Origin of the sequence: Salinicola sp. RZ23 (assembly GCF_003206675.1) — a bacterium.
Taxonomy (GTDB): domain Bacteria; phylum Pseudomonadota; class Gammaproteobacteria; order Pseudomonadales; family Halomonadaceae; genus Salinicola; species Salinicola endophyticus.
On the sequence record NZ_PZJK01000001.1, the window covers coordinates 127,736 to 151,395 of the forward strand.

General features: G+C 65.0%; 24 protein-coding genes. 18 read left to right on the forward strand and 6 right to left on the reverse strand.

Translation table 11 applies throughout. The annotated features are described in order from the left end of the window. Positions 1 to 603: an RdgB/HAM1 family non-canonical purine NTP pyrophosphatase gene (gene rdgB, locus DOM67_RS00550; protein ID WP_110673731.1), complete on the reverse strand. Its 603-nt coding sequence runs from the start codon at positions 601 to 603 to the stop codon at positions 1 to 3. Between the two features lie 451 nt (positions 604 to 1,054). Here rdgB and DOM67_RS00555 point away from each other — a divergent pair, with 451 nt between their 5' ends. Beyond that, entirely contained in the window at positions 1,055 to 1,732 is a 678-nt protein-coding gene (locus DOM67_RS00555) for a LuxR C-terminal-related transcriptional regulator (RefSeq protein WP_110673732.1), read from the forward strand. A 64-nt stretch (positions 1,733 to 1,796) separates the two neighbouring features. On the opposite strand, the gene DOM67_RS00560 is transcribed toward DOM67_RS00555, so the two are convergent. From DOM67_RS00560 to DOM67_RS00580, 5 genes are all read right to left on the reverse strand, one after another. After that, complete coding sequence (locus DOM67_RS00560; protein ID WP_110673733.1) at positions 1,797 to 3,377, reverse strand: bifunctional aminoglycoside phosphotransferase/ATP-binding protein; 1,581 nt, start codon at positions 3,375 to 3,377, stop codon at positions 1,797 to 1,799. A 34-nt stretch (positions 3,378 to 3,411) separates the two neighbouring features. After that, the gene (hemL, locus tag DOM67_RS00565) at positions 3,412 to 4,698 is read right to left on the reverse strand and encodes a glutamate-1-semialdehyde 2,1-aminomutase (RefSeq protein WP_110673993.1); all 1,287 of its coding nucleotides are present in this window, start codon (positions 4,696 to 4,698) and stop codon (positions 3,412 to 3,414) included. Positions 4,699 to 4,715: 17 nt separating this feature from the next. After that, a complete protein-coding gene (thiE, locus tag DOM67_RS00570; protein WP_232825083.1) occupies positions 4,716 to 5,402 on the reverse strand; it encodes a thiamine phosphate synthase in 687 nt (228 codons plus the stop codon). A gap of 2 nt (positions 5,403 to 5,404) precedes the next feature. Continuing rightward, a complete protein-coding gene (locus DOM67_RS00575) occupies positions 5,405 to 6,232 on the reverse strand; it encodes a hydroxymethylpyrimidine/phosphomethylpyrimidine kinase (protein ID WP_110673734.1) in 828 nt (275 codons plus the stop codon). A gap of 124 nt (positions 6,233 to 6,356) precedes the next feature. Continuing rightward, positions 6,357 to 8,111, reverse strand: coding sequence for a chloride channel protein (locus tag DOM67_RS00580; RefSeq protein WP_110673735.1), 1,755 nt, complete (start codon positions 8,109 to 8,111; stop codon positions 6,357 to 6,359). Positions 8,112 to 8,366: 255 nt separating this feature from the next. On the opposite strand from DOM67_RS00580, the gene erpA reads away from it, so the two are divergent. From erpA to DOM67_RS00665, 17 genes are all read left to right on the forward strand, one after another. Beyond that, the gene (erpA, locus tag DOM67_RS00585; protein ID WP_035473526.1) at positions 8,367 to 8,720 is read left to right on the forward strand and encodes an iron-sulfur cluster insertion protein ErpA; all 354 of its coding nucleotides are present in this window, start codon (positions 8,367 to 8,369) and stop codon (positions 8,718 to 8,720) included. Positions 8,721 to 8,832: 112 nt separating this feature from the next. Next, positions 8,833 to 9,606, forward strand: coding sequence for a transporter substrate-binding domain-containing protein (locus DOM67_RS00590; protein WP_110673736.1), 774 nt, complete (start codon positions 8,833 to 8,835; stop codon positions 9,604 to 9,606). Positions 9,607 to 9,721: 115 nt separating this feature from the next. Next, entirely contained in the window at positions 9,722 to 10,390 is a 669-nt protein-coding gene (locus tag DOM67_RS00595; protein ID WP_110673737.1) for an amino acid ABC transporter permease, read from the forward strand. Continuing rightward, positions 10,387 to 11,163 carry an amino acid ABC transporter ATP-binding protein gene (locus DOM67_RS00600; RefSeq protein ID WP_110673738.1) on the forward strand — a complete coding sequence of 259 codons (777 nt, stop codon included), beginning with the start codon at positions 10,387 to 10,389 and terminating at the stop codon, positions 11,161 to 11,163. The genes DOM67_RS00595 and DOM67_RS00600 overlap by 4 nt, the downstream gene beginning before the upstream one ends. Positions 11,164 to 11,941: 778 nt before the next feature. Beyond that, entirely contained in the window at positions 11,942 to 13,837 is a 1,896-nt protein-coding gene (gene mnmG / locus DOM67_RS00605) for a tRNA uridine-5-carboxymethylaminomethyl(34) synthesis enzyme MnmG (protein WP_110673739.1), read from the forward strand. Beyond that, entirely contained in the window at positions 13,834 to 14,475 is a 642-nt protein-coding gene (rsmG, locus tag DOM67_RS00610; protein ID WP_110673740.1) for a 16S rRNA (guanine(527)-N(7))-methyltransferase RsmG, read from the forward strand. The genes mnmG and rsmG overlap by 4 nt, the downstream gene beginning before the upstream one ends. A 49-nt stretch (positions 14,476 to 14,524) precedes the next feature. Further along, the gene (locus DOM67_RS00615; protein WP_106418971.1) at positions 14,525 to 15,292 is read left to right on the forward strand and encodes a ParA family protein; all 768 of its coding nucleotides are present in this window, start codon (positions 14,525 to 14,527) and stop codon (positions 15,290 to 15,292) included. Between the two features lie 25 nt (positions 15,293 to 15,317). Then, positions 15,318 to 16,238: a ParB/RepB/Spo0J family partition protein gene (locus DOM67_RS00620; RefSeq protein ID WP_110673741.1), complete on the forward strand. Its 921-nt coding sequence runs from the start codon at positions 15,318 to 15,320 to the stop codon at positions 16,236 to 16,238. A gap of 56 nt (positions 16,239 to 16,294) precedes the next feature. After that, complete coding sequence (locus tag DOM67_RS00625) at positions 16,295 to 16,870, forward strand: F0F1 ATP synthase subunit I (protein ID WP_232825084.1); 576 nt, start codon at positions 16,295 to 16,297, stop codon at positions 16,868 to 16,870. A gap of 3 nt (positions 16,871 to 16,873) precedes the next feature. Continuing rightward, on the forward strand, positions 16,874 to 17,740 hold the full coding sequence (gene atpB, locus DOM67_RS00630; protein ID WP_110673743.1) for a F0F1 ATP synthase subunit A: 867 nt from the start codon (positions 16,874 to 16,876) through the stop codon (positions 17,738 to 17,740). Between the two features lie 67 nt (positions 17,741 to 17,807). Next, the gene (gene atpE, locus DOM67_RS00635; protein WP_011508579.1) at positions 17,808 to 18,056 is read left to right on the forward strand and encodes a F0F1 ATP synthase subunit C; all 249 of its coding nucleotides are present in this window, start codon (positions 17,808 to 17,810) and stop codon (positions 18,054 to 18,056) included. Between the two features lie 69 nt (positions 18,057 to 18,125). Further along, positions 18,126 to 18,596: a F0F1 ATP synthase subunit B gene (locus DOM67_RS00640; RefSeq protein ID WP_110673744.1), complete on the forward strand. Its 471-nt coding sequence runs from the start codon at positions 18,126 to 18,128 to the stop codon at positions 18,594 to 18,596. Positions 18,597 to 18,607: 11 nt separating this feature from the next. Next, positions 18,608 to 19,156 carry a F0F1 ATP synthase subunit delta gene (locus DOM67_RS00645; RefSeq protein ID WP_110673745.1) on the forward strand — a complete coding sequence of 183 codons (549 nt, stop codon included), beginning with the start codon at positions 18,608 to 18,610 and terminating at the stop codon, positions 19,154 to 19,156. A gap of 16 nt (positions 19,157 to 19,172) precedes the next feature. Further along, positions 19,173 to 20,717 carry a F0F1 ATP synthase subunit alpha gene (gene atpA / locus DOM67_RS00650; protein WP_110673746.1) on the forward strand — a complete coding sequence of 515 codons (1,545 nt, stop codon included), beginning with the start codon at positions 19,173 to 19,175 and terminating at the stop codon, positions 20,715 to 20,717. A 71-nt stretch (positions 20,718 to 20,788) separates the two neighbouring features. Further along, entirely contained in the window at positions 20,789 to 21,679 is an 891-nt protein-coding gene (atpG, locus tag DOM67_RS00655; RefSeq protein ID WP_106418975.1) for a F0F1 ATP synthase subunit gamma, read from the forward strand. A gap of 78 nt (positions 21,680 to 21,757) precedes the next feature. Then, complete coding sequence (atpD, locus tag DOM67_RS00660; protein ID WP_110673747.1) at positions 21,758 to 23,149, forward strand: F0F1 ATP synthase subunit beta; 1,392 nt, start codon at positions 21,758 to 21,760, stop codon at positions 23,147 to 23,149. 57 nt (positions 23,150 to 23,206) lie between these two features. Beyond that, positions 23,207 to 23,632: a F0F1 ATP synthase subunit epsilon gene (locus DOM67_RS00665; protein WP_110673748.1), complete on the forward strand. Its 426-nt coding sequence runs from the start codon at positions 23,207 to 23,209 to the stop codon at positions 23,630 to 23,632. Positions 23,633 to 23,660: the final 28 nt, after the last annotated feature.

Below are 23,660 nucleotides of genomic sequence, written 5' to 3' on the forward strand. Positions count from 1 at the left end.
TCACGCCTTCAGCCGCGCAATCAGCGCCTGCAGGGCACGGCCACGATGACTCAGGCGATTTTTCTCCTCGGCGCTCAGCTCGGCGACGCTTGCCCCGGACTCCGGCACCCAGAACAGCGGGTCGTAGCCGAAACCGCCTTCACCCCGTGGGTAGGCGAGAATATCACCCGGCCAATCCTGCTGGACGATAATCGGCACCGGATCGTCGGCGTGGCGCAGGTAGACCAGCACGCACCAGTAGCGCGCCCCGCGCTGACCCTCGGGCACCTCGCGCAGCGCGCTCAACAGCTTGTCGTTGTTGGCGCGGTCACTCTTGGGCTCCCCGGCGTAGCGCGCGGAGTAGATCCCCGGGGCGCCGTTGAGCGCATCCACCGCCAAGCCGGAGTCGTCGGCCAGGGCAGGGCCACCGCTGGCGCGGGCCGCGGCGCGCGCCTTGATCAGGGCATTTTCGACGAAGGTCAGGCCGGTCTCTTCGACGTCATCGACGCCGAACTCGGCCTGGGCCCGGACACGCAATCCCAGCGGTCCGAGAAGCTGTTGAAACTCGGCCAGTTTTCCCGGGTTACCGCTGGCGACGACGAGATCTTGTGGAGTGGCGGTCATGCGCGTCTTCCTGCCAAAAGCTCCATTCTACGGGCCGCACGGAAGCGGGTATAGCGTTGGCGGGAGGGGGTATGAGCGCTCCCTGACCTGGCACCTGGCGGGCCGCCGAAGGAGAGGATGAGAAAGCTCATCGGTTGGCGTGCACACCCTCATTTTGCCACGGACAAACACGGCTGTTTTTTCTCCAACAGAGAGCAGCAATTTCTCCAACACCTGCCAAAATGCACTTCCAAGCACATGAATTCTTTATGTTTTTTTAAAAATTAAGGCACGCTTAAATGACCTCTGGGTGTCACGTTTCGAAAACCTCAATGCCCTATATTTACAAGGCAAAGGTTTTATTAACACTATTGACGTCCGGTACTAAGAGACCGGCCATGAGGCTAGTGCCCAAGGATCACAACAAAACCTGTAGAAGACTAATTAAAAACCCGATACAAGGGATCAGACCATGAACACTGAAACCACCGACATCGTGCTTGTAACGGACTGTAACTCACAGTCTGTTCTATTCCTAGACTATATCCACCAAAAAACCGGCTGCCGGGTCTCTGCGCTCAATCCCCAGGAGCGCTTCTTGATGCCCGAAGGCAGGCGTGCGCTGGTGTTGCTCGACGGCGACCACGTCAACGAGAAGGATCTGCTGGTGTGGAACACCCGCGCCGAAGAGAACAAGGCCATCATCCTGTCGGCCTTCAACGTGCGCGACAACAAGCAGGTCATGGAGCTGCTGATCGGCATCCATCTGCGCGGCGTGTTTTATCGGCAGGACAATCTCGAGTTGATCTGTAAAGGTATTGTCAAACTTCTCGAGGGCGAGCTGTGGATTTCACGCCCACTCTCGGCGATGCTGATCGACTTCTATCGCCGTCAGCAGGTCAATACCTACCGTCCGGTCTGCGGGCTGACTCGACGCGAGCTCGAGATCGTGACACTGCTGGTCTCTGGCGCCAGCAATACCGAGATCGCCGAGAAGCTCTTCGTCAGCGAGCACACGGTGAAGTCGCATCTCTACAATCTGTTCCGCAAGATCAACGTCCACAACCGTATCCAGGCCACCAACTGGGCGCGCCAGAATCTGGGCACGATTCCGGTGATGGCCTCGCGCTACGCCAACGGACGTCGCTGAGCGCCCGCCAGTCGATCCGCCGGAGACGTAGACAGCACGACGTCCCCGGCGGGTTCCGGGCGGTTCAATTGAGCCGCATGCGCTCCTGAATCAGCGAGGCCAGCGTCAGGTTGGCGTCGGCCGCCGTGGTGTCCAGATGCACCAGGTAACTGATCTCGTCGTCGGCGAACGGCTCGAAGCGCTCGAGCTGGTGGTCGAGGATCGCCAGGCTGGTTTCGGATGGCTCGCCGCTGCGGCGGGCGCGCTTGACGATGCGCGCCCGCAGGGTGGCGTTATCGGCCTCGAAGCTCACCATCAATACCGGTAGCCCACGGCGCTCGGCCTCGAAGCGTAGCCGCTTGCGCTGCTCACGCAGCAGGCAGGTGGCGTCGATACACGCCGGTAGCCCCGACTCCAGCACGCTGCCGGCAAGCTCGGCCAGGCGCTGGTAGGTCTGCTCGGTGGCGGCCTCGCCATAGACCTCGTCAGCGTCCGCGGGGGCCGCGCTGAAATCGAACAGGCGCTTGCGCTCGACGTCGGAGCGGATGCGCACGCCGCCCAGACGGCGCACGATCTCCTCGGTGAAGCGGCTCTTGCCGCTGCCCGACACGCCGACGGCGAGGATCAGGTAGGGGAAGCGGAACTCGCTGTACTCCCGCGCCATCGTCAGATAGCGCCGGAACACCTCGAGCGGCTCGCCCTCGGGAAGGTCGTCGATGCGCCCGGCGTCGTGGTCGCGGATCAGCTCGATGCGCGCCCGCAGCAGCGCCCGGTAGCGCTTGTAGAAGTCGAGCAGGCGCACCACCGGGTAGTCGCCGGAGAGCTCGAGATAGCGGTTGAGCGCGTGGTGGGCGAATTCCCGCTCACCGCGCGCCTCCAGATCCATGATCAGGAACGCCAGCTCGCAGGCGACGTCGCACCAGCGCAGGCGCTCGTTGAACTCGATGCCGTTGAACAGGATCGCCTTGCCCTCGAAGCGCACCGCGTTGCCGAGGTGAATATCACCATGACTCTCGCGGATGAAGCCGTCGCGGCGCCGCGCCGCCAGCAGCGGCTCGAGCCGGGCGAAGCTCTCCAGCGTCAGCGTCTTGACGCACTCGAGCTCGGCGCGGTCCTCGGGCGTCTGACCGATCGCTTGCTGATCGAGCAGCGACTCGATCAGTTCGAACTCCTCCACCAGCATCTGCCGGGTATGCGCCGGCGAGCCGTAGGGGCTGTCGTCGTCGATCCGTGGCGCCGACTCGTGCAGCGCCACCAGCTGGTCGATCAGATCGTCGAGCAGTTCCACCGACAGCTCGCCGCTGGCCTGCAGCGAGCTCAGCAGATGGCGGTTGCTGAACTGGCGCATCTTGACCGCGTACTCGATCGGCGCGCTGTCGTCATTGACCCGCGGTGCCTCCTCGCTGCCGGAGATGGCGACACAGCCCAGATAGAGCGCCGGCGCCACCCGCCGGTTGAGCTCGACCTCCTGCTCGCACAGCCGTCGACGCTTGTCGAGGCTGGAGAAGTCGAGGAAGGTGCCGTAGTCCAGCGACTTCTTGATCTTGTAGGCGTAATCGCCGGTCAGCACCACCCAGGAGATGGGGGTCTCGAATACGTCGATGGCACCGACCGGATGGTCGAAGCAGTCACTCTCCTTGAGTGCCTGGATCAGCGCTCGGCTCATGCCGGGTCTCCCTGTCGATGGCGGCGCGGTCGGCTCACCGGGCCATGGCCGCGAACGCCTGCTCGCTGGCCAGCAAAGTGGTCTGGATGTCGTCGTGCGTATGTGCGCTCGACATGAAGCCGGCCTCGAAGGCCGACGGCGCCAGATAGACGCCGGACTCCAGCATTCGGGTGAAGAAGTCGCGGAACGCCTGGGCGTCGCAGGCCATGGTCTGGCCGAAGTTGTCGACCCGCTGCTGGGCGGTGAAGAAGAGCCCGAACATGCCACCGGCACGCTGGGTGATCAATCCCACCCCGGCCTCTCTGGCGCGCGCCTCGAGCCCGTCGCAGAGCGTCTCGACCCGGGTCGCCAGCGCGTCGTGGAAGCCCGGCTGACGCACCTTCTCGAGCAACGCGATGCCCGCCGCCATGGCCAGCGGATTGCCCGACAGCGTACCCGCCTGGTAGACCGGCCCCAGCGGCGAGATCTGCTGCATGATCTCACGCTTGCCGCCGAACGCGCCCACCGGCATGCCGCCGCCGACGATCTTGCCCAGGCAGGTGAGATCCGGAGTCACGCCGAAGTGCGCCTGGGCCCCGCCGAGAGCAACGCGGAAACCGGTCATCACCTCGTCGAAGATCAGCACGCTGGCGTAGCGGTCGCACACCTCGCGCAGCGCCTCGAGGAAGCCGGGACGCGGCGGGATCAGGTTCATGTTGCCGGCCACCGGCTCGACGATGATGCAGGCAATCTCATCGCCCAGCGACTCGAAGCACTCGTGCACCGCCTCGATATCGTTGTAGGGCAACGTCAGGGTGTGCTCGGCGAGCGACGCCGGTACCCCGGGCGAGCTCGGCTCACCATGGGTCAGCGCACCGGAGCCCGCCTTGACCAGCAGCGAGTCGGAGTGGCCGTGGTAGTTGCCCTCGAACTTGACGATCTTGTCACGCCCGGTATAGCCACGCGCCAGGCGGATCGCCGACATGGTCGCCTCGGTGCCCGAGTTGACCATGCGCACCATGTCGATCGACGGCATGATCTCGCAGATCAGATCGGCCATGGTGGTCTCGATCGCGGTCGGCGTGCCAAAGGAGAGCCCGCTGTCGAGGCGCTCGCGCACCGCACCGAGCACATCCGGATCGGCATGGCCGGTGATCATCGGCCCCCAGGAGCCGACATAGTCGATGTAGCGCTTGCCCTCGACGTCGAACAGATAGGCCCCCTGGGCGCGCTCGACGAAGATCGGCGAGCGCGACATCCCCTTGAAGGCGCGCACGGGAGAATTGACGCCGCCCGGAATGTGGCGGCAGGCACGTTCGAAGAGTTCGGAGGATGTCGTCATGACGTCATTGCTACCCATCAGCGGTTACGGAATTCGGAAATCGGAGTCAGCCGGGTGTCGAGCGCGCGCACCGCGGCGGCAATGTCGGGGCTGGCGAAGATGGCATTGACCACCGCCAGCAACTCGGCGCCGGCGTCCCGGGCGGTTGCGATGGTGGCGGCCTCGATGCCACCGATCGCCACCCGCGGCAGGCCAAAGCGAGCCGCCTCGCCGAGCACGGCGAGCGGCGCCGGCGGCGCCTCGGGCTTGGTGCGCGAGGCGAAGAAGCGGCCGAAGGCGAGATAGCTGGCGCCGGCATCGGCAGCTTGAGCAGCCAGCGTCAACGAGGCATGGCAGGTGGCGCCGATGATCGCCGCATCGCCCAGTCGATGGCGGGCCAGCGCCAGCGGCGTGTCCTGCTGGCCCAGGTGCAGCCCGACCCGACCGCCCCAGCGTTGCTGCAGGCGCTCGGCCAGGGCCAGGTCGTCGTTGACGATCAGCGTCACCCCGAAGCGCTCGCACAGCGCCGCCAGCGCCGTGGCCTGGCGCCAGCGACGCGCGGCATCGGCCGACTTGTCACGGTACTGCAGCAGCACCACGCCCGCCGCCAGCGCCTGTTCGCAGGCCGCCAGCAGCGAGTGATCGTCCGGCAGCAGCTGGCTGTCGGTGATCGCATAGAGTCCCTGGGGCAGCCCCCCTGACATGCCGCTGTGCGGTGTCGACATCGTCACTCCAGCGTGGCATCGAAGTCGGGCGCCCGCCAGACCCGGTCGGGCAGAAACTGCCCCCGGCCCAGCGCCAGGCCATGATCGAGGGTATCCCAAGTGAAGCGCTGCGCCTGAGCGCAGGCGCCAGCCAGCCCTTCGCCGGCGGCGAGCCGGGTGGCCAGCGCCGAGGCCAGGGTGCAGCCAGAACCGTGGTAGTCGGCGGGCAGCCGCGGCCACTGCCACTGGCGGTTGAGCTCCGGGGTGTGCAGGGTGTGCACCACGTGCCCCGCCGCCGGCTCGCCCTCCAGCGGGTCGGTGCCGGTGACCAGCACCGCGGCACAGCCGAGCGACATTACCTCGACCACCTGGGCGACCTCGTCCGCCGCCGGCTGCGTGGCCAGCAGCGAGAGCTCGCGCCGATTGGGAGTCAGGATATCCACAAGGGGTAGCAGGCGGCTGCGGACGTCAGCGGCCAGACCGGGTGTGGATAACTCAGTGCCGCCACCGCTGGCGATCACCGGATCGACGATCAGCGGAATGCCCGGGCGCATGCGCGCCACATCGATCACCGCCGCCAGCACCTCGGCGTCGGGGATCAGCCCCACCTTGATCGCAGCAATGCGGAAATCTTCGAACAGTGCCCGCGCAGCGCGACGGATGAAGTCGCCACTGCACGGCTCGACCGCGAGCACGTCGCGGGTCGACTGCACGGTCATCGCGGTGGGGATGGTGACCGGCCAGCCGCCGCAGCCGCGCACCGCCTCGGCATCCGCCACCAGTCCGGCGCCGCCGCTGGGATCGTGCCCCGCCAGCACCAGCACCACGGGCTTGTCGTCGTAACGGATCATCTGCCCCTCCCGCACCCGCTCATGGGGGCCTTCGCGGTAGTGTCGAGGTAGCCAATCGATCGTCGCATGCGTGCTCTCCTCTTCACTCACTATCCGCCTGCGCTGTGTCTGGAAACTGCTGCGCTCAGCGCTTGCGCCGATAATAATTCTCGATCGCTTCGCGGGTGATGATACCGGAAATCTTGCGGATCATCGGCGCCGTGGTGTGCTCGACATAGAGCGCCTCCACCCCGGATTCATTAAGGGTATCGTAGGCTTCCGACAGCGTCGCCTCCAGGTGCACCGGGGCCAGCTCCAGGCGCTGCCCCGGCACCTCCTCCAGATCGATCTGCGGATGCTCGGCCAGCCAGGCGTCGTCGTGCAGCACCCGCGCCAGGTTGGCCGCCTTCAGCGCCAGCGGCGGCTTCGCCTTGTCGTCCTGGATGATGATCAACCAGGTCGGCTTGGCATCGAGCAGCGACTTGGCGCGGTCGTGGTCGATCACCCGCGGCGTGCGCGCCAGATTGCGCTCCATCACGGCCGGCACCGCGACCCGCGACAGCGCCTGCATCAGCGGCTGCTGCAGCGGGTGCAGCCCCTGCTGGGCCAGATGCGACATGAAGAAACCCTGACAGCCGCAGAGCTGGCGCGCGGTCATTACCGCCACCACCACCGCCAGCATGCCGGGGAGCATGATCTCGGTATTGCGGGTCAGTTCGAGCAGCGCCAGCAGCGCCGCCAGGGGCGCCTGCAGCGCCGCAGCCATCATTGCTGCCATGCCCAGCACCGCGTAGAGCGCCGGGGTATCGACCACGCTTGGCCACAGCATGGCACCCAGCGCCCCCATCAGCGCGCCGGTCGCCGCCCCCGAGACCAGCAGCGGGCCGATGATGCCCACCGACACGCCGCCGGCCATGCAGATGGCGGTCAGCGCCAGCTTGACCACGGCGAGGGCCAGCAGGACATCGAGGGTCACGCTGGCGTTGAGCATGCGGTCGATGCTGTCGTAGCCGATTCCCTGGACCTGGGGATACCACCAGGCCGCAAGCGCCGTCAGCCCGCCGATAAGCGCCAGACGCAGGGCGAACGGCAACCGGGTCACCGCGGGGTGGCCCTGGGCGAGACGCACGAAGCCCCCCGCCAGCAGCCCCACCACCAGCGCGGTGAGCACGATGCCGGGCAGATCCATCAGCGAAGAGAGCTGCAAGGGCGGCACGCTGAATGCAGGCTCAGCGCCGTAGACCCCCCACGACACCAGCGCGCCCATGGTCGAGGCGAGAATCACCGGCATGAAGCCGGCGATGGTGTACTCCATCATCACCACTTCCATGGCGAAGATGACACCGGCGATGGGCGTATTGAAGGATGCCGAGATACCGGCCGCGGTACCGCAGCCCACCAGCACGCGCAGGCTGTTGTGGGGCAGGCGCAGACGTGAGCCGATCCAGCTCGAGGCGGCCGAGCCGAGATGGATCGCCGGCCCCTCACGGCCGGCGGAGAGCCCGCCGATGACCGAGATCACCCCGACCCACCACTGGTTGATCCAGTTGCGCAGCGGCATCTTTCCCTGCTGATAGGCAAGGCGTTCGATCACGTGACCGATCCCCATCTTCAGCGCACGGCTGGGCTGCGGCCACAGCCAGACGCCGATCAGGCACACCGCGATCAGCGGCAGCAGTGCACGGATCGGCGGCGGCAGCGCTTCGAACGCCTCCGGGTTACCACCAGGCATGAAGAAAAAGGCGCCGAGCTTGAGCAGCAGGCGGAACAGCACCATCACACTGCCGGTGAGAATGCCGGCGAAGATACCCAGCAGGCACAGCTGAGGCATGGCATCGACGCTCGCCAACTGGCTGCGGAAACGATCGAGACTCAGACGTCGCAGAGCGAACCTCGGCATGCGCAAACCGCTCTCCTTGAAACTCCAGACCTGTGCCCGCTCTGTTATCGGTGCCACCGTGCGAGCGTTAGGCGGTCAGAACATCATACACGCTAGCGCCTGTTCGGCGATGGGCGCATACCCGACGCGGCCGGCAGCGCCAAAGTTGACCCTTTTACTGGGTATTAACGATAATGGCCCTATAGACGGGCCATATGGCCTGCGCAACCCTTCCACCGACGAGGTCGGCACCCCCGACACTCAGGGAACGTGACGATGAGTACAGTGGAGTCCTTCGCTCCCACCCCGATGTTCTTCACCGACGCCGCCGCCCGGCGGGTCAAGGCGCTGATCGCGGCGGAGAACAACCCCGACCTCAAGCTGCGGGTCTATGTCACCGGCGGCGGCTGTTCCGGCTTCCAGTACGGTTTCGATCTCGCCGATCAGCTTGCCGAGGATGACACCGTGATCGACAACGACGGTGTCAGCCTGGTGGTGGATGCGCTCTCCTATCAGTATCTGGTCGGCTCCACCGTCGACTATGAAGAAGGCCTGGCCGGGGCGCGTTTCCTGGTCAAGAACCCCAACGCCCAATCCACCTGCGGCTGCGGCGCCTCCTTCTCGGTGTGAACCGACGCGGCGGCACCCGCCGCCGCGCGCCCATCGTCTCACTTGACGCTAGCCCCATACCTCCTCAAGGTAGTGAGTGATTGTTTTTTTCAATCAACCACTTGAGGTCAACATGAAAAACAACGCTCGCCTCCGCAAGACGCTGGCCCTCTCCGCCCTGGCGCTCTCATTCGGCGTCTGCGGTATCGCCAACGCCCAGCAGACCACGCTCAAGGCCGTCACCGATCCCAGCTTCGTGCCGTTCGAGATGATGGATCAGGACACCGGCAAGATGGTCGGGTTCGACATGGATATCCTGCAAGAAGTGGCCGATCGCGCCGGCTTCGACGTCGATCTCAAGACCATGGATTTCAACGGCATCATCCCCGCAGTGCAGACCGGTAACGTCGATCTGGCCATCGCCGGCATCACCATCACCGACGAGCGCCAGAAGATCGTCGACTTCAGCGATCCCTACTACGACTCGGGGCTGCGCATCCTGGTCAAGGACGGTAGCGAGGTGAAGACACTCGATGATCTCGCCGGCAAGCGCATCGGGACCAAGATCGGCTCCACCAGCTACGACTTCCTCAAGCAGCAGCTCGGCGACAAGGCCGAGATCACGCCCTACCCGGGCAGCGCCGACATGTACATGGCACTGATGGGCGGCAATGTCGACGCCGTCTTCTACGACGCCCCCAACGTCGGCTACTTCGCCCAGACCAAGGGCAAGGGCCGGGTCGAGACGGTCGGTCCGCTCTACGAAGGTCAGCAGTACGGCATCGCCCTGGCCAAGGACAGCGACTGGGTCGAGCCGGTCAACAAGGCGCTCGCCGCCATGCATCAGGACGGCAGCTACGACGAGATCTACGAGAAGTGGTTCGGCAAGGCGCCGGACGCCAAGTAACGCTGCAGCCCGAGCGGGCCGGACACCGTTCCGGCCCGCTGCCTTCGGGCCCTGATATCGCGGCGTGGCAACGGCGTCGGCCGTCGCTGGCGTCCGCTCGACGGAGACCTCTTTCGTGGACCTGCATTTTCAGTTCGACTGGCAGGCGGCGATCGCCTCCCTGCCCTATCTGCTCAAGGGTGTGCCCTACACCCTGCTGATCTCCTTCGGTGGCCTGGCCATCGGTTTCGTCATCGGCATGCTCTTCGGTCTGATGCGCATCGCCCCCAGCCGCTGGCTGCGCTACCCCGCCGTCTTCTATATCGAAGTGTTCCGCGGCACCCCGGTGCTGGTCCAGGTGCTGTTCATCTTCTACGGGCTGCCGACCCTGCTGGGCGGGCCGATCCCCGCGATCACTGCGGGGATCGCCGCCATCGCGCTCAATGCCGGGGCCTATATCTCGGAGATCGTGCGCGGCGGCGTGCAGTCGATCGAACGCGGCCAGCGCGAGGCGGGGCTGTCGCTGGGCCTCTCCGCGACCCAGACCTTTCAGTACATCATCTGGCCCCAGGCGCTGCGGCGCATGATCCCCGCCCTCGGCAATCAGGGCATCGTCAGCATCAAGGACACCTCGCTGTTCTCGGTGATCGGGGTCGGTGAGCTGGTGCGCCAGGGCCAGGTCTACATCGCCCAGACCTTCACCGCGCTGGAGGTCTATTTCATGATCGCGCTGCTCTACCTGGCGATCACCCTGAGCCTGTCGATGGCTCTGAGTCTGCTCGAACGCAAGGGGCTGGTGGGATGAACGACGACAAGCAGATCCAGCGGGATGCGCCGCCGATCGTGCGCCTCGACAAGGTCAACAAGCACTTCGGCGAGCTGCACGTGATGCGCGACATCGACCTGAGCGTGGCCCCGGGCGAAGTGGTGGTGATCATCGGTGCCAGCGGCTCGGGCAAGTCGACCCTGATTCGCTGCGTCAACGGGCTGGAGCCGTTCCAGTCCGGACGCATCGAGGTCGATGGCAAGACCCTGGCCCCCCACGGCGCCAGCGGCAAGTCGCTGCAGGCGGTACGCACCGAAGTGGGCATGGTGTTCCAGCAGTTCAACCTGTTCCCTCATCTGTCGATTCGCGACAACGTGACCCTGGCCCCGCGCAAGGTGCGTGGCTGGTCGCGCCGGCAGGCCAACACCACCGCCGAGCGTCTGCTCGAGCGCGTGGGAATCTCCGACCAGGCCGACAAGTACCCCAGCCAGCTCTCCGGCGGTCAGCAGCAGCGCGTGGCGCTGGCCCGGGCACTGGCCATGGAACCACGGCTGATGCTGTTCGACGAGCCGACCTCAGCGCTGGATCCGGAGATGATCGGCGAAGTGCTGGATGCCATGCGCGAGCTGGCCAAGGACGGCATGACCATGATGATCGTGACCCACGAAATGGGCTTCGCACGCGAGGTCGCCGACCGTGTGGTATTCGTCCATGGCGGCGAGATCGTCGAGCAGGGAACGCCGGAGGCCGTCTTCGATGATCCCCAAAACGAGCGTACCCGCGCCTTCCTTTCCCGCGTGCTCAAGCACTGAGCCCGCCCCCACTCGGCGCAAACGCGGCCACCTCGACGGTGGCCCGTTCGCGCTAGCTTCGAGCGTCTCTCACGCGCGCCTGGCTGGCTGCGGTTCCTGTCGCCGCTCTGTCTTCGCGTCATGCCCCCCTTTTCCCCGCCCTGAGCACCGGATTCCTCCCGGCATCACCCCCGAATCACCTTCGAATCGTCTCTAGATCTGCCCGCGATAGCGCCAGAAAGGTTATCCCAAGCGGTTTTTTTCGCCTGTGGATAGTTTTTCAGCCTATCTCGACGCAGCCCGCCTCTGCCGTGTCCTCCAGCGCAATGCCCGCGTTGGGGACCGTCACGGTGACAGCAGGCGTATGCAGCGGTGGACAAGCGCTGGGTAGCTGGCGCTGTGTATAACGACGCTTTTCGTCCACAGCTTCAGCGCTGTCTGTCAGCAGACTCCTAAGCCCTTTTCAATACATCCAATAACAATCCAAGTGAATGTTTTCTTTAGGGAAAAGTCCCTTGTCCACAAAATATGTCCACACCAGTAGTAACCATCACTACAGAACTTCTTTTCTATATTTCTTTATTTTTTAGTAATGACCTTGTGACCTGGCTGGCGGAGGTCGAGAGGTGTGGAAAACCCCTGACGGTTACCCACAGGACGTTTATACTGGGCGGCTTTCGCGACTCCGGTCGCCGCTGTCGGCGGGATCTTTGACTTTGAGTCAACAATCTCGCCGGGCAGCCGTTTTCAAGATTCATTCACTGTCGGGTGCCGGTTCGAGCACTCAACGAGGTGGACTGTGGAGTACCCCGACCGCTTTCAGGTCATCGTCATCGGTGGCGGCCACGCCGGCACCGAAGCCGCGCTGGCAGCGGCCCGCAGCGGTGCACGCACCCTGCTGCTGACACACAACATCGAGACGCTGGGGCAGATGTCGTGCAACCCGGCCATCGGTGGCATCGGCAAGAGTCATCTGGTCAAGGAGATCGATGCGCTCGGCGGTGCCATGGCCACCGCGACCGATCTCGCCGGCATCCAGTTTCGCGTACTCAACTCACGCAAGGGGCCGGCGGTGCGGGCAACTCGTGCCCAGGCCGACCGTGTGCGCTACAAGGCAGCCATTCGCTCGCTGCTGGAAAACCAGCCCAACCTGACCCTGTTTCAGCAGGGGGTCGACGATCTGGTTGTGGATAACGATCGGGTCACCGGCGTGGTCACCCAGACCGGCATCCGCTTCATGGCGGACGCCGTGGTGCTGTGCACCGGCACCTTCCTCGGCGGTGTGATCCATATCGGTCTCGATCATCACGCCGGCGGCCGCGCCGGCGATCCGCCGGCCAATGCCCTGGCCCAGCGTCTGCGCGCCCTGCCGTTCCGGGTCGATCGGCTGAAAACCGGCACGCCGCCGCGAATCGATGCCAAGAGCGTCGATTTCTCCAGGCTCGAGCGCCAGCCCGGCGATACGCCGCTGCCGGTGATGTCCTACCTGGGCAGCCGCGAGCAGCATCCGCGCCAGGTCGATTGCCATATCGCGCACACCAACACCCGGACCCACGAGATCATCTTCGCCAATCTCGACCGCTCGCCAATGTACTCCGGCGTGATCGGCGGCGTTGGGCCGCGCTACTGCCCGTCGATCGAGGACAAGGTCCACCGCTTCGCCGACAAGTCGAGCCACCAGGTGTTCATCGAGCCCGAGGGGCTGGACACCCACGAGCTCTACCCCAATGGCATCTCGACCTCGCTGCCGTTCGACGTCCAACTGCAGGTGGTGCGCTCGATCGAGGGGCTGGAGAACGCGCACATCACGCGCCCCGGCTATGCCATTGAGTACGACTTCTTCGATCCGCGGGATCTCAAGCACTCCCTGGAAACGAAATTTATCCACAACCTGTTTTTCGCCGGCCAGATCAATGGCACCACAGGTTACGAGGAGGCCGGCGCCCAGGGGCTGCTGGCGGGCATCAACGCCGCGCGCCGGTCACGCGACGAATCCGCCTGGTGGCCGCGCCGCGATGAGGCCTATCTCGGCGTGCTGGTGGATGACCTGATCAGCATGGGCACCCAGGAGCCCTACCGCATGTTCACCTCGCGTGCCGAGTATCGGCTGCTGCTGCGCGAGGACAACGCCGACCTGCGCCTGACCGCAGCCGGGCGCGAACTCGGCCTGGTCGACGACCCGCGCTGGGCAGCGTTCGAGACCAAGCGTGAACGCATCGCTCGCGAGAGCGAGCGGCTGCGCTCGACCTGGATCCAGCCCGGCACGCCCGCCGCCGATGCCCTTGCGACCAAGCTCGAGCAGCCGCTGGCGCGGGAGTACAACCTGATGGATCTGCTCAAGCGTCCGGAGCTCACCTACGCTGACGTGGCCCCGCTCAAGGGCGAGGCGGAGAGCGACGAGACGGTCGCCGAGCAGGTGCAGATCGAAGCCAAGTACGAAGGCTACATCGCGCGTCAGCAGGAAGAGATCGACCGGCTCAAGCGCCACGAGGCGACGCCGCTTCCGGAGGCGCTGGATTACGCCAAGGTCGAGGGGCTCTCGCATGAGATTCGCCAGAAGCTCGAACAGGCACGGCCGCAGACCCTGGGCCAGGCCGGGCGCATCTCCGGGGTCACCCCGGCGGCGGTATCGATTCTGCTGATCCATCTCAAGAAACGTCGCCTGATCGACGACAGCCAGGCGCTGCGTGCATGACCCCAGCCTGCGAACGCACTCTCGACCAGGGCCTGGCGGCGCTCGAGGTGGCCGTCGACGCCGCCCAGCGGCAGCGGCTGTTGGCTCTGCTGGGGCTGTTGCACAAGTGGAACCGCGCCTATAACCTCACCGCAGTGCGCGAGCCCGAGGCCATGGTCTCGCGGCATCTGCTCGACAGCGCCAGCGTGGCCTTCGCGGTGCGCGGGCCGCGGCTGCTGGACGTCGGCGCCGGCCCCGGTTTCCCGGGTCTGGTACTGGCGATCCTCGATCCGCAGCTGGCGGTCACACTGCTCGACAGCAACGGCAAGAAGGTCCGCTTCCAGCGCCAGGCGGTGATGGAGCTGGGACTCGACAACGTCACCTGCGCGCAGCACCGGGTGGAGGCCTTCAGCGGCGAGTACGACCAGATCATCTCGCGCGCCTTTGCCGCCTTGGGCGATTTTGTCGGCTTGACCGAGCCGCTGCTGGCCGCCGACGGCGAGTGGCTGGCGATGAAGGGTGGCCTCGAGGCGGACGAGCGCGAGGCGCTGCCCGCCGAGGTGATCATCGAGAGCCGCCAGGCGCTCGAGGTGCCGGGGCTCGATGGGGCCGAACGCCAGCTGCTGCGGCTGCGCCGCGCCGCACACGGCGATCGATAGCGACGGCGTCACCGCCGCCGCGCTGCAGTTTCGACGAAGGGAGTCGCCAGTGACCAGAATCATCGCCTTGACCAATCAGAAGGGCGGCGTCGGCAAGACCACCACCGCGGTCAATCTGGCGGCCTGCCTGGCGGCGCTCGATCGCCGGGTGCTGCTGATCGATCTCGACCCTCAGGGCCACGCCACCATGGGCAGCGGTGTCGACAAGCACGATCTCGACGGCAGCGTGCTCGACGTTCTGCTGGGCGACAAGAGCGCCGCCGAGGTGATCGTCGACTGCGCCGTGGCGGGCTATGCGCTGCTGCCGGGCAATGGCGATCTCACCGCCGCCGAGGTCGACCTGCTCGACCGCGACGGTCGTGAGCGGGTGCTGACCCAGGCGATCGACAGCGTGGCCTCGGACTACGACGTGGTGATCATCGACTGCCCGCCCTCGCTCAACATGCTCACCGTCAACGCCCTGACCGCGGCCAACGGCGTGCTGATCCCGGTGCAGTGCGAGTTCTACGCCCTCGAAGGGCTCTCGGCGCTGCTCGATACCGTCGAACAGATCCAGGAGAGCGTGAACCCCAATCTCGAGATCTTCGGCATCGTGCGCACCATGTTCGACCCGCGCAACAGCCTGACGCGGGACGTCAGCAAGCAGCTCGGTCAATATTTCGGCGACTCGCTGCTCAAGGCCACCATTCCGCGCAACGTGCGCGTCGCCGAAGCGCCCAGCCACGGCCTGCCGGTCACCAAGTACGCCCGCCTGTCGCGGGGCAGCCAGGCGCATCGCGTGCTGGCCAAGGAACTGATTCGCCGCCTGGCGCTGTAATGATGATCTCTGTGAGGAACACGCCATGACGACGCGCAAACGCCCGCTGGGACGCGGGCTAGATGCCCTGATCGGTTCCAGCGCCCGGCGCCGCGACGGTGGCGCGACGGAGAGCGCTGTCGCTGCCGACGACGCTGCGCCGGCCCAGGCGCTGCCGGCGGGCGAGGGCGGCGGTGAGCGGCTCGAACGCCTGCCGCTGCGTCAGCTCACCCGAGGCAAGTACCAGCCGCGCCGCGATATCCAGCCGGAAGCGCTCGAAGAGCTGGCCGACTCGATTCGCGCCCAGGGCGTGATGCAGCCGATCGTGGTGCGCCAGATCGGCGCCGAGCGCTACGAGATCATCGCCGGCGAGCGGCGCTGGCGCGCCTCCCAGCTGGCCGAGCTGGAGACCATTCCGGCGGTGATTCGCGAGGTCAGCGACGAGGTCGCGCTGGCGCTGGCGCTGATCGAGAACATTCAGCGCGAGAACCTCAACCCGGTCGAGGAGGCGATGGCGCTCAAGCGTCTGCTCGAGGAGTTCGAGCTGACCCAGCAGCAGGTCGCCGATGCGGTCGGCCGCTCGCGTGCCCAGGTCGCCAACCTGCTGCGCCTGCTGGCGCTGGACCCCCACGTGCAGACGCTGCTCGAGCGTGGCGATCTCGACATGGGCCACGCCCGCGCCCTGCTCAGCCTCTCCGCGGCCAAGCAGCGCCAGGCGGCCCACGAGGTGGTGTCGCGGGAGCTCACCGTGCGTCAGACCGAGGCGCTGGTCAAACAGATCGCCGAGGGACGCAAGAAGCCCGACGACAAACGCCCGCCGGCGGATGTGGGGCGGCTCGAGAATCGTCTCGCCGACCTGCTCGGCGCCCCGGTCAAGATTCATCACAACGCCTCCGGCAAGGGGCGGGTCACCATTCGCTACACCAGTCTCGACGAGCTCGACGGTATTCTCGGGCACATTCGCTGAGCCCAACCTGGTGGCGGAGCGCTTCGGGGCGAAAACGTTTAGCGCGATAATGGAATTTGCGCACTTTTCGTGATCGTTTTTCGCGCAAGACGCCTCAGATCGGTGCAGGTTCGGTTGATGCGGCATGGCCGCTTCTCTATAATCCGCCGAGGTTTGCCAGGCGCACGCCGAACGCAGCGACGACAAAATACGCATTCAGAATCAACGGCGAGACCGACGCCATGCAACCAACGGCACCGGCCAGGCTTCCCAGACCGCGCATCGCGGCGATGATTCTCGTGCAGTTCGGCGGCGTGATGGGCATGGCCCTGATCGCCTGGGGCGTCCTGGGGCAGGGCGTGGCGCTATCGCTCTTGTGCGGTGGGCTCGTCGCGGCCGTGCCCAGTGCCTTCTTCGCTTGGCGCGCCTTCCGCTATCAGGGAGCGGGGCAGGCGCGATACATCGTCAAAAGCTTCTACCACGCCGAGGCCGGCAAGTTCGGTTTGACGGCGGCACTGTTTACGCTGGTGTTCGTGGCCGTGCCCCCCTCAAACCCCGCTTTCTTCTTTGGCGCTTATGTGCTGACGCTGCTGCTGCAGTGGCTGGGGCCCTGGCTACTGCGCCGTCCGTCACACATTCAATCTCGAGGCTGAACCATGGCTGGCAACAACCCGACGAGTACGGAGTACATTCAGCACCACCTGCAGAACATGACCTTCGGTCTGCATCCGGAGCATGGCTGGTCGCTGGCGCACTCTGCCGCAGAAGCCCGTGAAATGGGCTTCTGGGCGATCCATGTCGACACCATGGGGTGGTCCATCGGGTTGGGGGTGCTGTTCCTCTATCTGTTCCGCCTGGTCGCCAAGCGTGCGAGCACCGGCGTGCCCACCGGGCTGCAGAACTTCGTCGAGATGATGGTCGAGTTCGTCGACGGTTCGGTGCGCGAGACCTTCCACGGCAAGAGCAAGCTGGTCGCCCCGTTGGCGCTGACCATCTTCTGCTGGATCTTCCTGATGAACCTGATGGACCTGGTGCCGGTGGACTTCCTGCCGATGCTGGCCCAGAAGGTCGGTGCCTGGTTCGGCGCCGATCCGGCGCACGTCTACTTCAAGGTCGTGCCGACCACCGACGTCAACGCCACCTTCGGCATGTCGCTGTCGGTCTTTGCGCTGATCATTTTCTATTCGATTCGTACCAAGGGCCTCTCCGGCTTCATCGCCGAGCTGACCCTGCATCCGTTCAACACGCCCAACAAATTCGCCCAGATCCTGTTGATTCCGGTCAATCTTCTGCTTGAGCTCGTCACCCTTCTGGCCAAACCGGTCTCTCTGGCGTTGCGACTCTTCGGTAACCTCTACGCCGGTGAGTTGATCTTCATCCTGATCGCGATGATCGGACTGTGGCAGCTGCCGCTGCACTTCCCGTGGGCGGTGTTCCACATCCTGATCATCACGCTGCAGGCATTCATCTTCATGATGCTCACCATCGTCTATCTCAGCATGGCGACCGAAGAGCAGCATTGAGACGCGTTTCCTTCAACCCCTAACCCGTAAACTCGACTGCAAGACTGACTGAAAACTGGAGACAACCATGGAAGCACAAGTTCTGGGCATGACCGCGATTGCCGTTTCTCTGCTGATCGGCCTCGGCGCACTGGGTACCGCCATCGGTTTCGGTATTCTGGGTGGCAAGTTCCTGGAAGGCGCCGCGCGCCAGCCGGAGATGATCCCGCAGCTGCAGGTCAAGATGTTCATCGTCGCTGGTCTGCTCGACGCCGTGACCATGATCGGCGTGGGTATCGCACTGTTCTTCACCTTCGCCAATCCGTTTGTCGGTTAACGTCGCCGTCTACGGCCCGTGTGGCCGCGGTGACCTTAACCCCAAACTTGTGACGCGAGAGGTGCTGGCGTGAATCTGAACCTTACACTGATTGGTCAGGCCATTGCCTTTGCGGTCTTCGTCTGGTTCTGCATGAAGTATGTATGGCCGCCGGTCATGCAGGCGCTGCAGGAACGACAGAAGAAGATCGCCGACGGTCTGGATGCGGCCAGCCGTGCTACCCGCGATCTCGAAGTGGCTCAGGAAAAAGCCGAAGAGACGCTGAAGGAGAGCAAGGAGCAGGCGCAGCAGATCCTCGAACAGGCCAACAAGCGGGCCAATCAGATCGTCGAAGAGGCCCGTGACAATGCGCGGGCGGAAGGCGAGCGCATCATTGCAGGCGCTCGCAGCGAAATCGATCAGGAGATCAATCGCGCGAAGGAAGAGCTGCGTGCCCAGGTGGCGCTGCTGGCTGTGGCCGGCGCCGAGCGCATCCTGGAATCCTCCATCGACGAGTCGAAGCATCGTGAGCTCGTCGACAAGCTCGCTGCCGAGCTCTAAGGAGGCGCACCATGGCTCAAACGTCTAGCGAAACCGTTGCACGACCCTACGCCAAGGCGGCGTTCGAGTTCGCGCGCGACAAGCAGGCGCTTCAAGCGTGGTCTCAGAGTCTTGCCCTGGCCGCGCAGGTGGCCGGGAACGCGGATGTCGGTGAGCGTGTGCTGGGCAATCCGCGGCTGACCGCCGCGGACAAGACCCGGCTGCTGCTGGAAGTGTGCGGCGACGACCTGAACGACGCGAGCGTGCAGAACTTTCTGCACCTCGTCGGCGAGAAGGGTCGTCTGGCCGCGCTGCCCGACATCTTCGAGGAGTTCGAGGCGCTGCGCGCCCAGGAAGAGAAGCGGGTCGACGTCACCATCGTCTCCGCCTTCGACCTGGACGAAGCGCAGCAGAACGTTCTCGCCGAGGCTCTGAAGAAGCGTCTGAATCGTGAAATCTCCATTACCACTCAGGTGGACCGCGAGCTGTTGGGCGGCGTGATCCTGCGTACCGGCGACACCGTCATCGACGGGTCGGTACGCGGTCGATTGCAGCGCCTGCGCGAAGCGCTCACCGCTTGAGTTCGAGGGACATGGCATGCAGCAACTGAATCCTTCCGAGATCAGCGACATCATCAAACAGCGTATCGACAAGCTGGATGTCGCCTCCGAAGCCCGTAATCAGGGCACCGTCGTCAGCGTCGCTGACGGCATCGTCCGCATCCACGGCCTGGCCGATGCGATGCTCGGCGAGATGATCGAATTCCCCGGTGGCGTCTACGGCATGGCGCTCAACCTCGAGCGCGACAGCGTCGGCGCCGTGGTCCTGGGTGACTACCTCGGGCTCGAAGAGGGCATGACCGCGCAGTGCACCGGTCGTATCCTCGAAGTGCCGGTGGGTCCGGAGCTGGTCGGCCGCGTGGTCGATGCGCTGGGCAACCCGATCGACGGCAAGGGCGATATCGAGACGAGCCTGACCGACGCGATCGAGAAGGTCGCTCCGGGCGTCATCACCCGTCAGTCGGTCGACCAGCCGGTGCAGACCGGCCTCAAGTCGATCGACGCCATGGTGCCGATCGGTCGCGGCCAGCGTGAGCTGATCATCGGTGACCGTCAGATCGGTAAGTCTGCGGTGGCGATCGACACGATCATCAACCAGAAGGGCACCGGGGTCACCTGTATCTACGTCGCGATCGGTCAGAAGCAGTCGACCATCGCCAACGTGGTGCGCAAGCTCGAAGAGCACGGCGCCATGGACCACACCATCGTGGTCGCCGCCGGTGCCGCCGATCCGGCCGCCATGCAGTACCTGGCGCCCTACGCCGGCTGCACCATGGGCGAGTACTTCCGCGACCGTGGCGAAGATGCGCTGATCGTCTACGACGACCTCTCCAAGCAGGCCGTCGCTTACCGTCAGATCTCGCTGCTGCTGCGCCGTCCGCCGGGCCGTGAAGCCTATCCGGGTGACGTCTTCTACCTCCACTCGCGTCTGCTCGAGCGCGCCGCGCGCGTCAACGCCGAGTACGTCGAGAAGTTCACCAATGGTGAAGTGAAGGGCAAGACCGGCTCGCTGACCGCGCTGCCGATCATCGAGACCCAGGGTGGCGACGTCTCGGCGTTCGTTCCCACCAACGTGATCTCGATCACCGACGGCCAGATCTTCCTCGAGACCGGCCTGTTCAACTCGGGTATCCGTCCGGCCATCAACGCCGGTCTCTCGGTCTCCCGTGTGGGTGGTTCGGCCCAGACCAAGATCATCAAGAAGCTCGGCGGCGGTGTGCGTCTGGCGCTGGCCCAGTACCGTGAGCTGGCGGCGTTCTCGCAGTTCGCTTCCGACCTCGACGAGGCGACCCGCAAGCAGCTCGAGCACGGCCAGCGCGTCACCGAACTGATGAAGCAGAAGCAGTACTCGCCGATGTCCGTGGCTCAGATGGCGCTGACGCTGTACGCCGCCAACGAAGGCTATCTGGACGATGTCGCGGTCGACAAGGTCCTCGATTTCGAGCGTGCCCTGCAGGACTACATGAAGTCCGAGCACGCCGACCTGCTCGACAAGATCAACTCAAGCGGCGGCTACGACGACGAGATCCAGAAGGGTCTCAAGTCGGGTCTCGAGTCGTTCAAGTCCACTCAGACCTGGTAAGCGGTGCGGCCCGTCTCCTCCGGGAGCGGGCCGCCTCGCCCAGCTGAGCGGCAGGAATCAGGTGATCCGCGATGGCAGCTGCAAAAGAGATCAAATCCCAGATCGGGAGCATCAAGAACACGCAGAAAATCACCAGCGCCATGGAAATGGTCGCTGCGTCGAAGATGCGTCGGGCCCAGGACCGCATGGCGGCCAGCCAGCCCTATGCCAACCTGATCCGCCGGGTGGTCGGCCACGTCGCCAAGGCCAATCCGGAGTACCGCCACGAGTACACCCTCGAGCGCGAGGTCAAGCGCGTGGGCTATATCGTGGTCTCCAGTGATCGGGGCCTGGCCGGCGGCTTGAACGTCAATCTGTTCAAGGCGGTGGTCAACCACGCCCGCGACTGGCACGACAAGGGTGTCGGTGCCGACTTCGCGGCCATCGGCAGCAAGGCCGGCGGTTTCTTCCGCAAGCGTGGCGGCAATCTGCTGGCGGCCAAGAAGGGGCTCGGCGATGCGCCGGAAGTCCAGGATCTGGTCGGCAGCATCAAGGTGATGCTCGATGCCTTCGACGAAGGCAGTCTGGATCGGCTCTACGTGGTGTACAACGAGTTCGTCAACACCATGAGCCAGAAACCCGTGGTGCGTCAGCTCCTGCCGCTCGAGGCGGTCGAGGACGACACCCAGGGCGATGAACAACCCAGTCCCGGTACGAATCAGGGTAATTGGGACTACCTGTATGAGCCGGATGCCAAGACCCTGCTCGATCACCTGCTGGTTCGCTACGTCGAATCCCAGGTGTATCAGGCCGTGGTCGAGAACGCGGCCTGTGAGCAGGCTGCGCGCATGATCGCGATGAAGAACGCGACCGACAACGCTGGCAATCTGATTGACGATCTGCAACTGGTGTACAACAAGGCGCGTCAGGCGGCCATTACCCAGGAAATTTCGGAAATCGTCGGTGGTGCCGCGGCGGTATGACGACGTCGCCCCGCGGGGCGACGCTCGCGAGTACGGCTTGGCCTACAGGTTTCATTTGCAGGTTTACGAGGAACCACTATGAGCGGACGTATCGTACAAATCATCGGCGCGGTGGTTGACGTAGAGTTTCCGCGGGACAATGTCCCCAAGGTCTACGACGCGCTGACGGTCTCGGGCAAAGAGGCCATTCTCGAAGTGCAACAGCAGCTCGGCGACGGCGTGGTGCGCGCCATCGTCATGGGCTCCAGTGAAGGTCTGCAGCGCGGCATCGACGTGGTCAACACCGGTGCCCCGATCTCCGTGCCGGTGGGCAAGGAGACGCTGGGCCGCATCATGAACGTGCTCGGTCAGCCGATCGACGAAGCCGGTGACATCGGCGGTGACGCTGCCGCCGACGTCGAGCGCATGCCGATCCACCGTCAGGCACCGACCTACGCCGAGCAGGCCGCGTCGAGCGAGCTGCTGGAAACCGGCATCAAGGTCATCGATCTGGTCTGCCCGTTCGCCAAGGGCGGCAAGGTCGGCCTGTTCGGCGGCGCCGGCGTGGGCAAGACCGTCAACATGATGGAGCTGATCCGCAACATCGCCACCGAGCACAGCGGCTACTCGGTGTTCGCCGGTGTCGGTGAGCGTACGCGTGAAGGTAACGACTTCTACCACGAGATGCAGGAGTCGAACGTTCTCGACAAGGTCGCCCTGGTCTACGGCCAGATGAACGAGCCGCCGGGCAACCGTCTGCGCGTGGCCCTGACCGGCCTGACCATCGCCGAGAAGTTCCGTGACGAAGGTCGCGACGTACTGCTGTTCGTCGACAACATCTACCGCTACACCCTGGCCGGTACCGAAGTGTCGGCGCTGCTGGGTCGTATGCCGTCGGCGGTGGGCTATCAGCCGACCCTGGCCGAAGAGATGGGCGCCCTGCAGGAGCGTATCACCTCGACCAAGACCGGCTCGATCACCTCCGTGCAGGCCGTCTACGTGCCCGCGGACGACCTGACCGACCCGTCGCCGGCGACCACCTTCGCCCACCTCGACTCCACCGTGACGCTGTCGCGCTCGATCGCCGAGCTGGGTATCTACCCGGCCGTCGACCCGCTCGACTCCACCTCGCGTCAGCTCGACCCGCTGGTGGTCGGCGAAGAGCACTACGACACCGCACGCGGCGTCCAGAACGTGCTCCAGCGCTACAAGGAGCTCAAGGACATCATCGCCATCCTGGGGATGGACGAGCTCTCCGATGAGGACAAGCTGGCGGTATCGCGGGCGCGTAAGATCCAGCGCTTCCTGTCGCAGCCGTTCTTCGTCGCCGAAGTGTTCACCGGCGCGCCCGGCAAGTACGTCTCGCTCAAGGAGACCATCCGTGGCTTCCAGGGCATCCTCAACGGCGACTACGACGATATGCCCGAGCAGGCTTTCTACATGGTCGGCACCATCGACGAAGCGGTCGAGAAAGCCAAGAGCATGAAGTAAGCCAGCCTTGCTCCGGGGTATCGTACCCCGGGGCCTCAGGCACAAGAGGATAGCGCTATGGCCACATTTCAGTGCGACATCGTCAGCGCCGAGAAGGAGATCTTCTCGGGCAGCGTCGAGCAGCTCATCGCTGCCGGCGTGGCTGGCGATCTGGGTATCCTGCGCGGTCACGCACCGCTGTTGACCGAGCTCAAGCCCGGTCCGGTGCGGGTCATTCAGGAGAGCGGCGAAGAAGAGCTCTACTACGTCACCGGTGGCTTCCTCGAAGTCCAGCCGGACGTGGTCTCGGTACTGGCGGACACCGCCATTCGCGCCGGCGACCTGGACGAAGCCGAAGCCGAGCAGGCGCGCCAGCACGCGCTGCAGTCGCTCAACGACCAGCAGTCGGAGCTCGACTACACGCGTGCCGCCGCCGAGCTGGCCGAGGCCACCGCTCAGCTGCGCACGCTGCAGCAGCTGCGGCGCAAGGGTGGGCGCGGCTGATTTCGCGCTGCGCCGACCCCGCTAGCAG

Bases quoted from the DNA above. Each gene is read 5' to 3' on its own strand.
- rdgB (WP_110673731.1), bottom strand. From the start codon at position 603: ATGACCGCCACTCCACAAGATCTCGTCGTCGCCAGCGGTAACCCGGGA.
- DOM67_RS00555 (WP_110673732.1), top strand. From the start codon at position 1,055: ATGAACACTGAAACCACCGACATCGTGCTTGTAACGGACTGTAACTCA.
- DOM67_RS00560 (WP_110673733.1), bottom strand. From the start codon at position 3,377: ATGAGCCGAGCGCTGATCCAGGCACTCAAGGAGAGTGACTGCTTCGAC.
- hemL (WP_110673993.1), bottom strand. From the start codon at position 4,698: ATGACGACATCCTCCGAACTCTTCGAACGTGCCTGCCGCCACATTCCG.
- thiE (WP_232825083.1), bottom strand. From the start codon at position 5,402: ATGTCGACACCGCACAGCGGCATGTCAGGGGGGCTGCCCCAGGGACTC.
- DOM67_RS00575 (WP_110673734.1), bottom strand. From the start codon at position 6,232: ATGATCCGTTACGACGACAAGCCCGTGGTGCTGGTGCTGGCGGGGCAC.
- DOM67_RS00580 (WP_110673735.1), bottom strand. From the start codon at position 8,111: ATGCCGAGGTTCGCTCTGCGACGTCTGAGTCTCGATCGTTTCCGCAGC.
- erpA (WP_035473526.1), top strand. From the start codon at position 8,367: ATGAGTACAGTGGAGTCCTTCGCTCCCACCCCGATGTTCTTCACCGAC.
- DOM67_RS00590 (WP_110673736.1), top strand. From the start codon at position 8,833: ATGAAAAACAACGCTCGCCTCCGCAAGACGCTGGCCCTCTCCGCCCTG.
- DOM67_RS00600 (WP_110673738.1), top strand. From the start codon at position 10,387: ATGAACGACGACAAGCAGATCCAGCGGGATGCGCCGCCGATCGTGCGC.
- rsmG (WP_110673740.1), top strand. From the start codon at position 13,834: ATGACCCCAGCCTGCGAACGCACTCTCGACCAGGGCCTGGCGGCGCTC.
- DOM67_RS00620 (WP_110673741.1), top strand. From the start codon at position 15,318: ATGACGACGCGCAAACGCCCGCTGGGACGCGGGCTAGATGCCCTGATC.
- atpB (WP_110673743.1), top strand. From the start codon at position 16,874: ATGGCTGGCAACAACCCGACGAGTACGGAGTACATTCAGCACCACCTG.
- atpE (WP_011508579.1), top strand. From the start codon at position 17,808: ATGGAAGCACAAGTTCTGGGCATGACCGCGATTGCCGTTTCTCTGCTG.
- DOM67_RS00645 (WP_110673745.1), top strand. From the start codon at position 18,608: ATGGCTCAAACGTCTAGCGAAACCGTTGCACGACCCTACGCCAAGGCG.
- atpA (WP_110673746.1), top strand. From the start codon at position 19,173: ATGCAGCAACTGAATCCTTCCGAGATCAGCGACATCATCAAACAGCGT.
- atpG (WP_106418975.1), top strand. From the start codon at position 20,789: ATGGCAGCTGCAAAAGAGATCAAATCCCAGATCGGGAGCATCAAGAAC.
- atpD (WP_110673747.1), top strand. From the start codon at position 21,758: ATGAGCGGACGTATCGTACAAATCATCGGCGCGGTGGTTGACGTAGAG.
- DOM67_RS00665 (WP_110673748.1), top strand. From the start codon at position 23,207: ATGGCCACATTTCAGTGCGACATCGTCAGCGCCGAGAAGGAGATCTTC.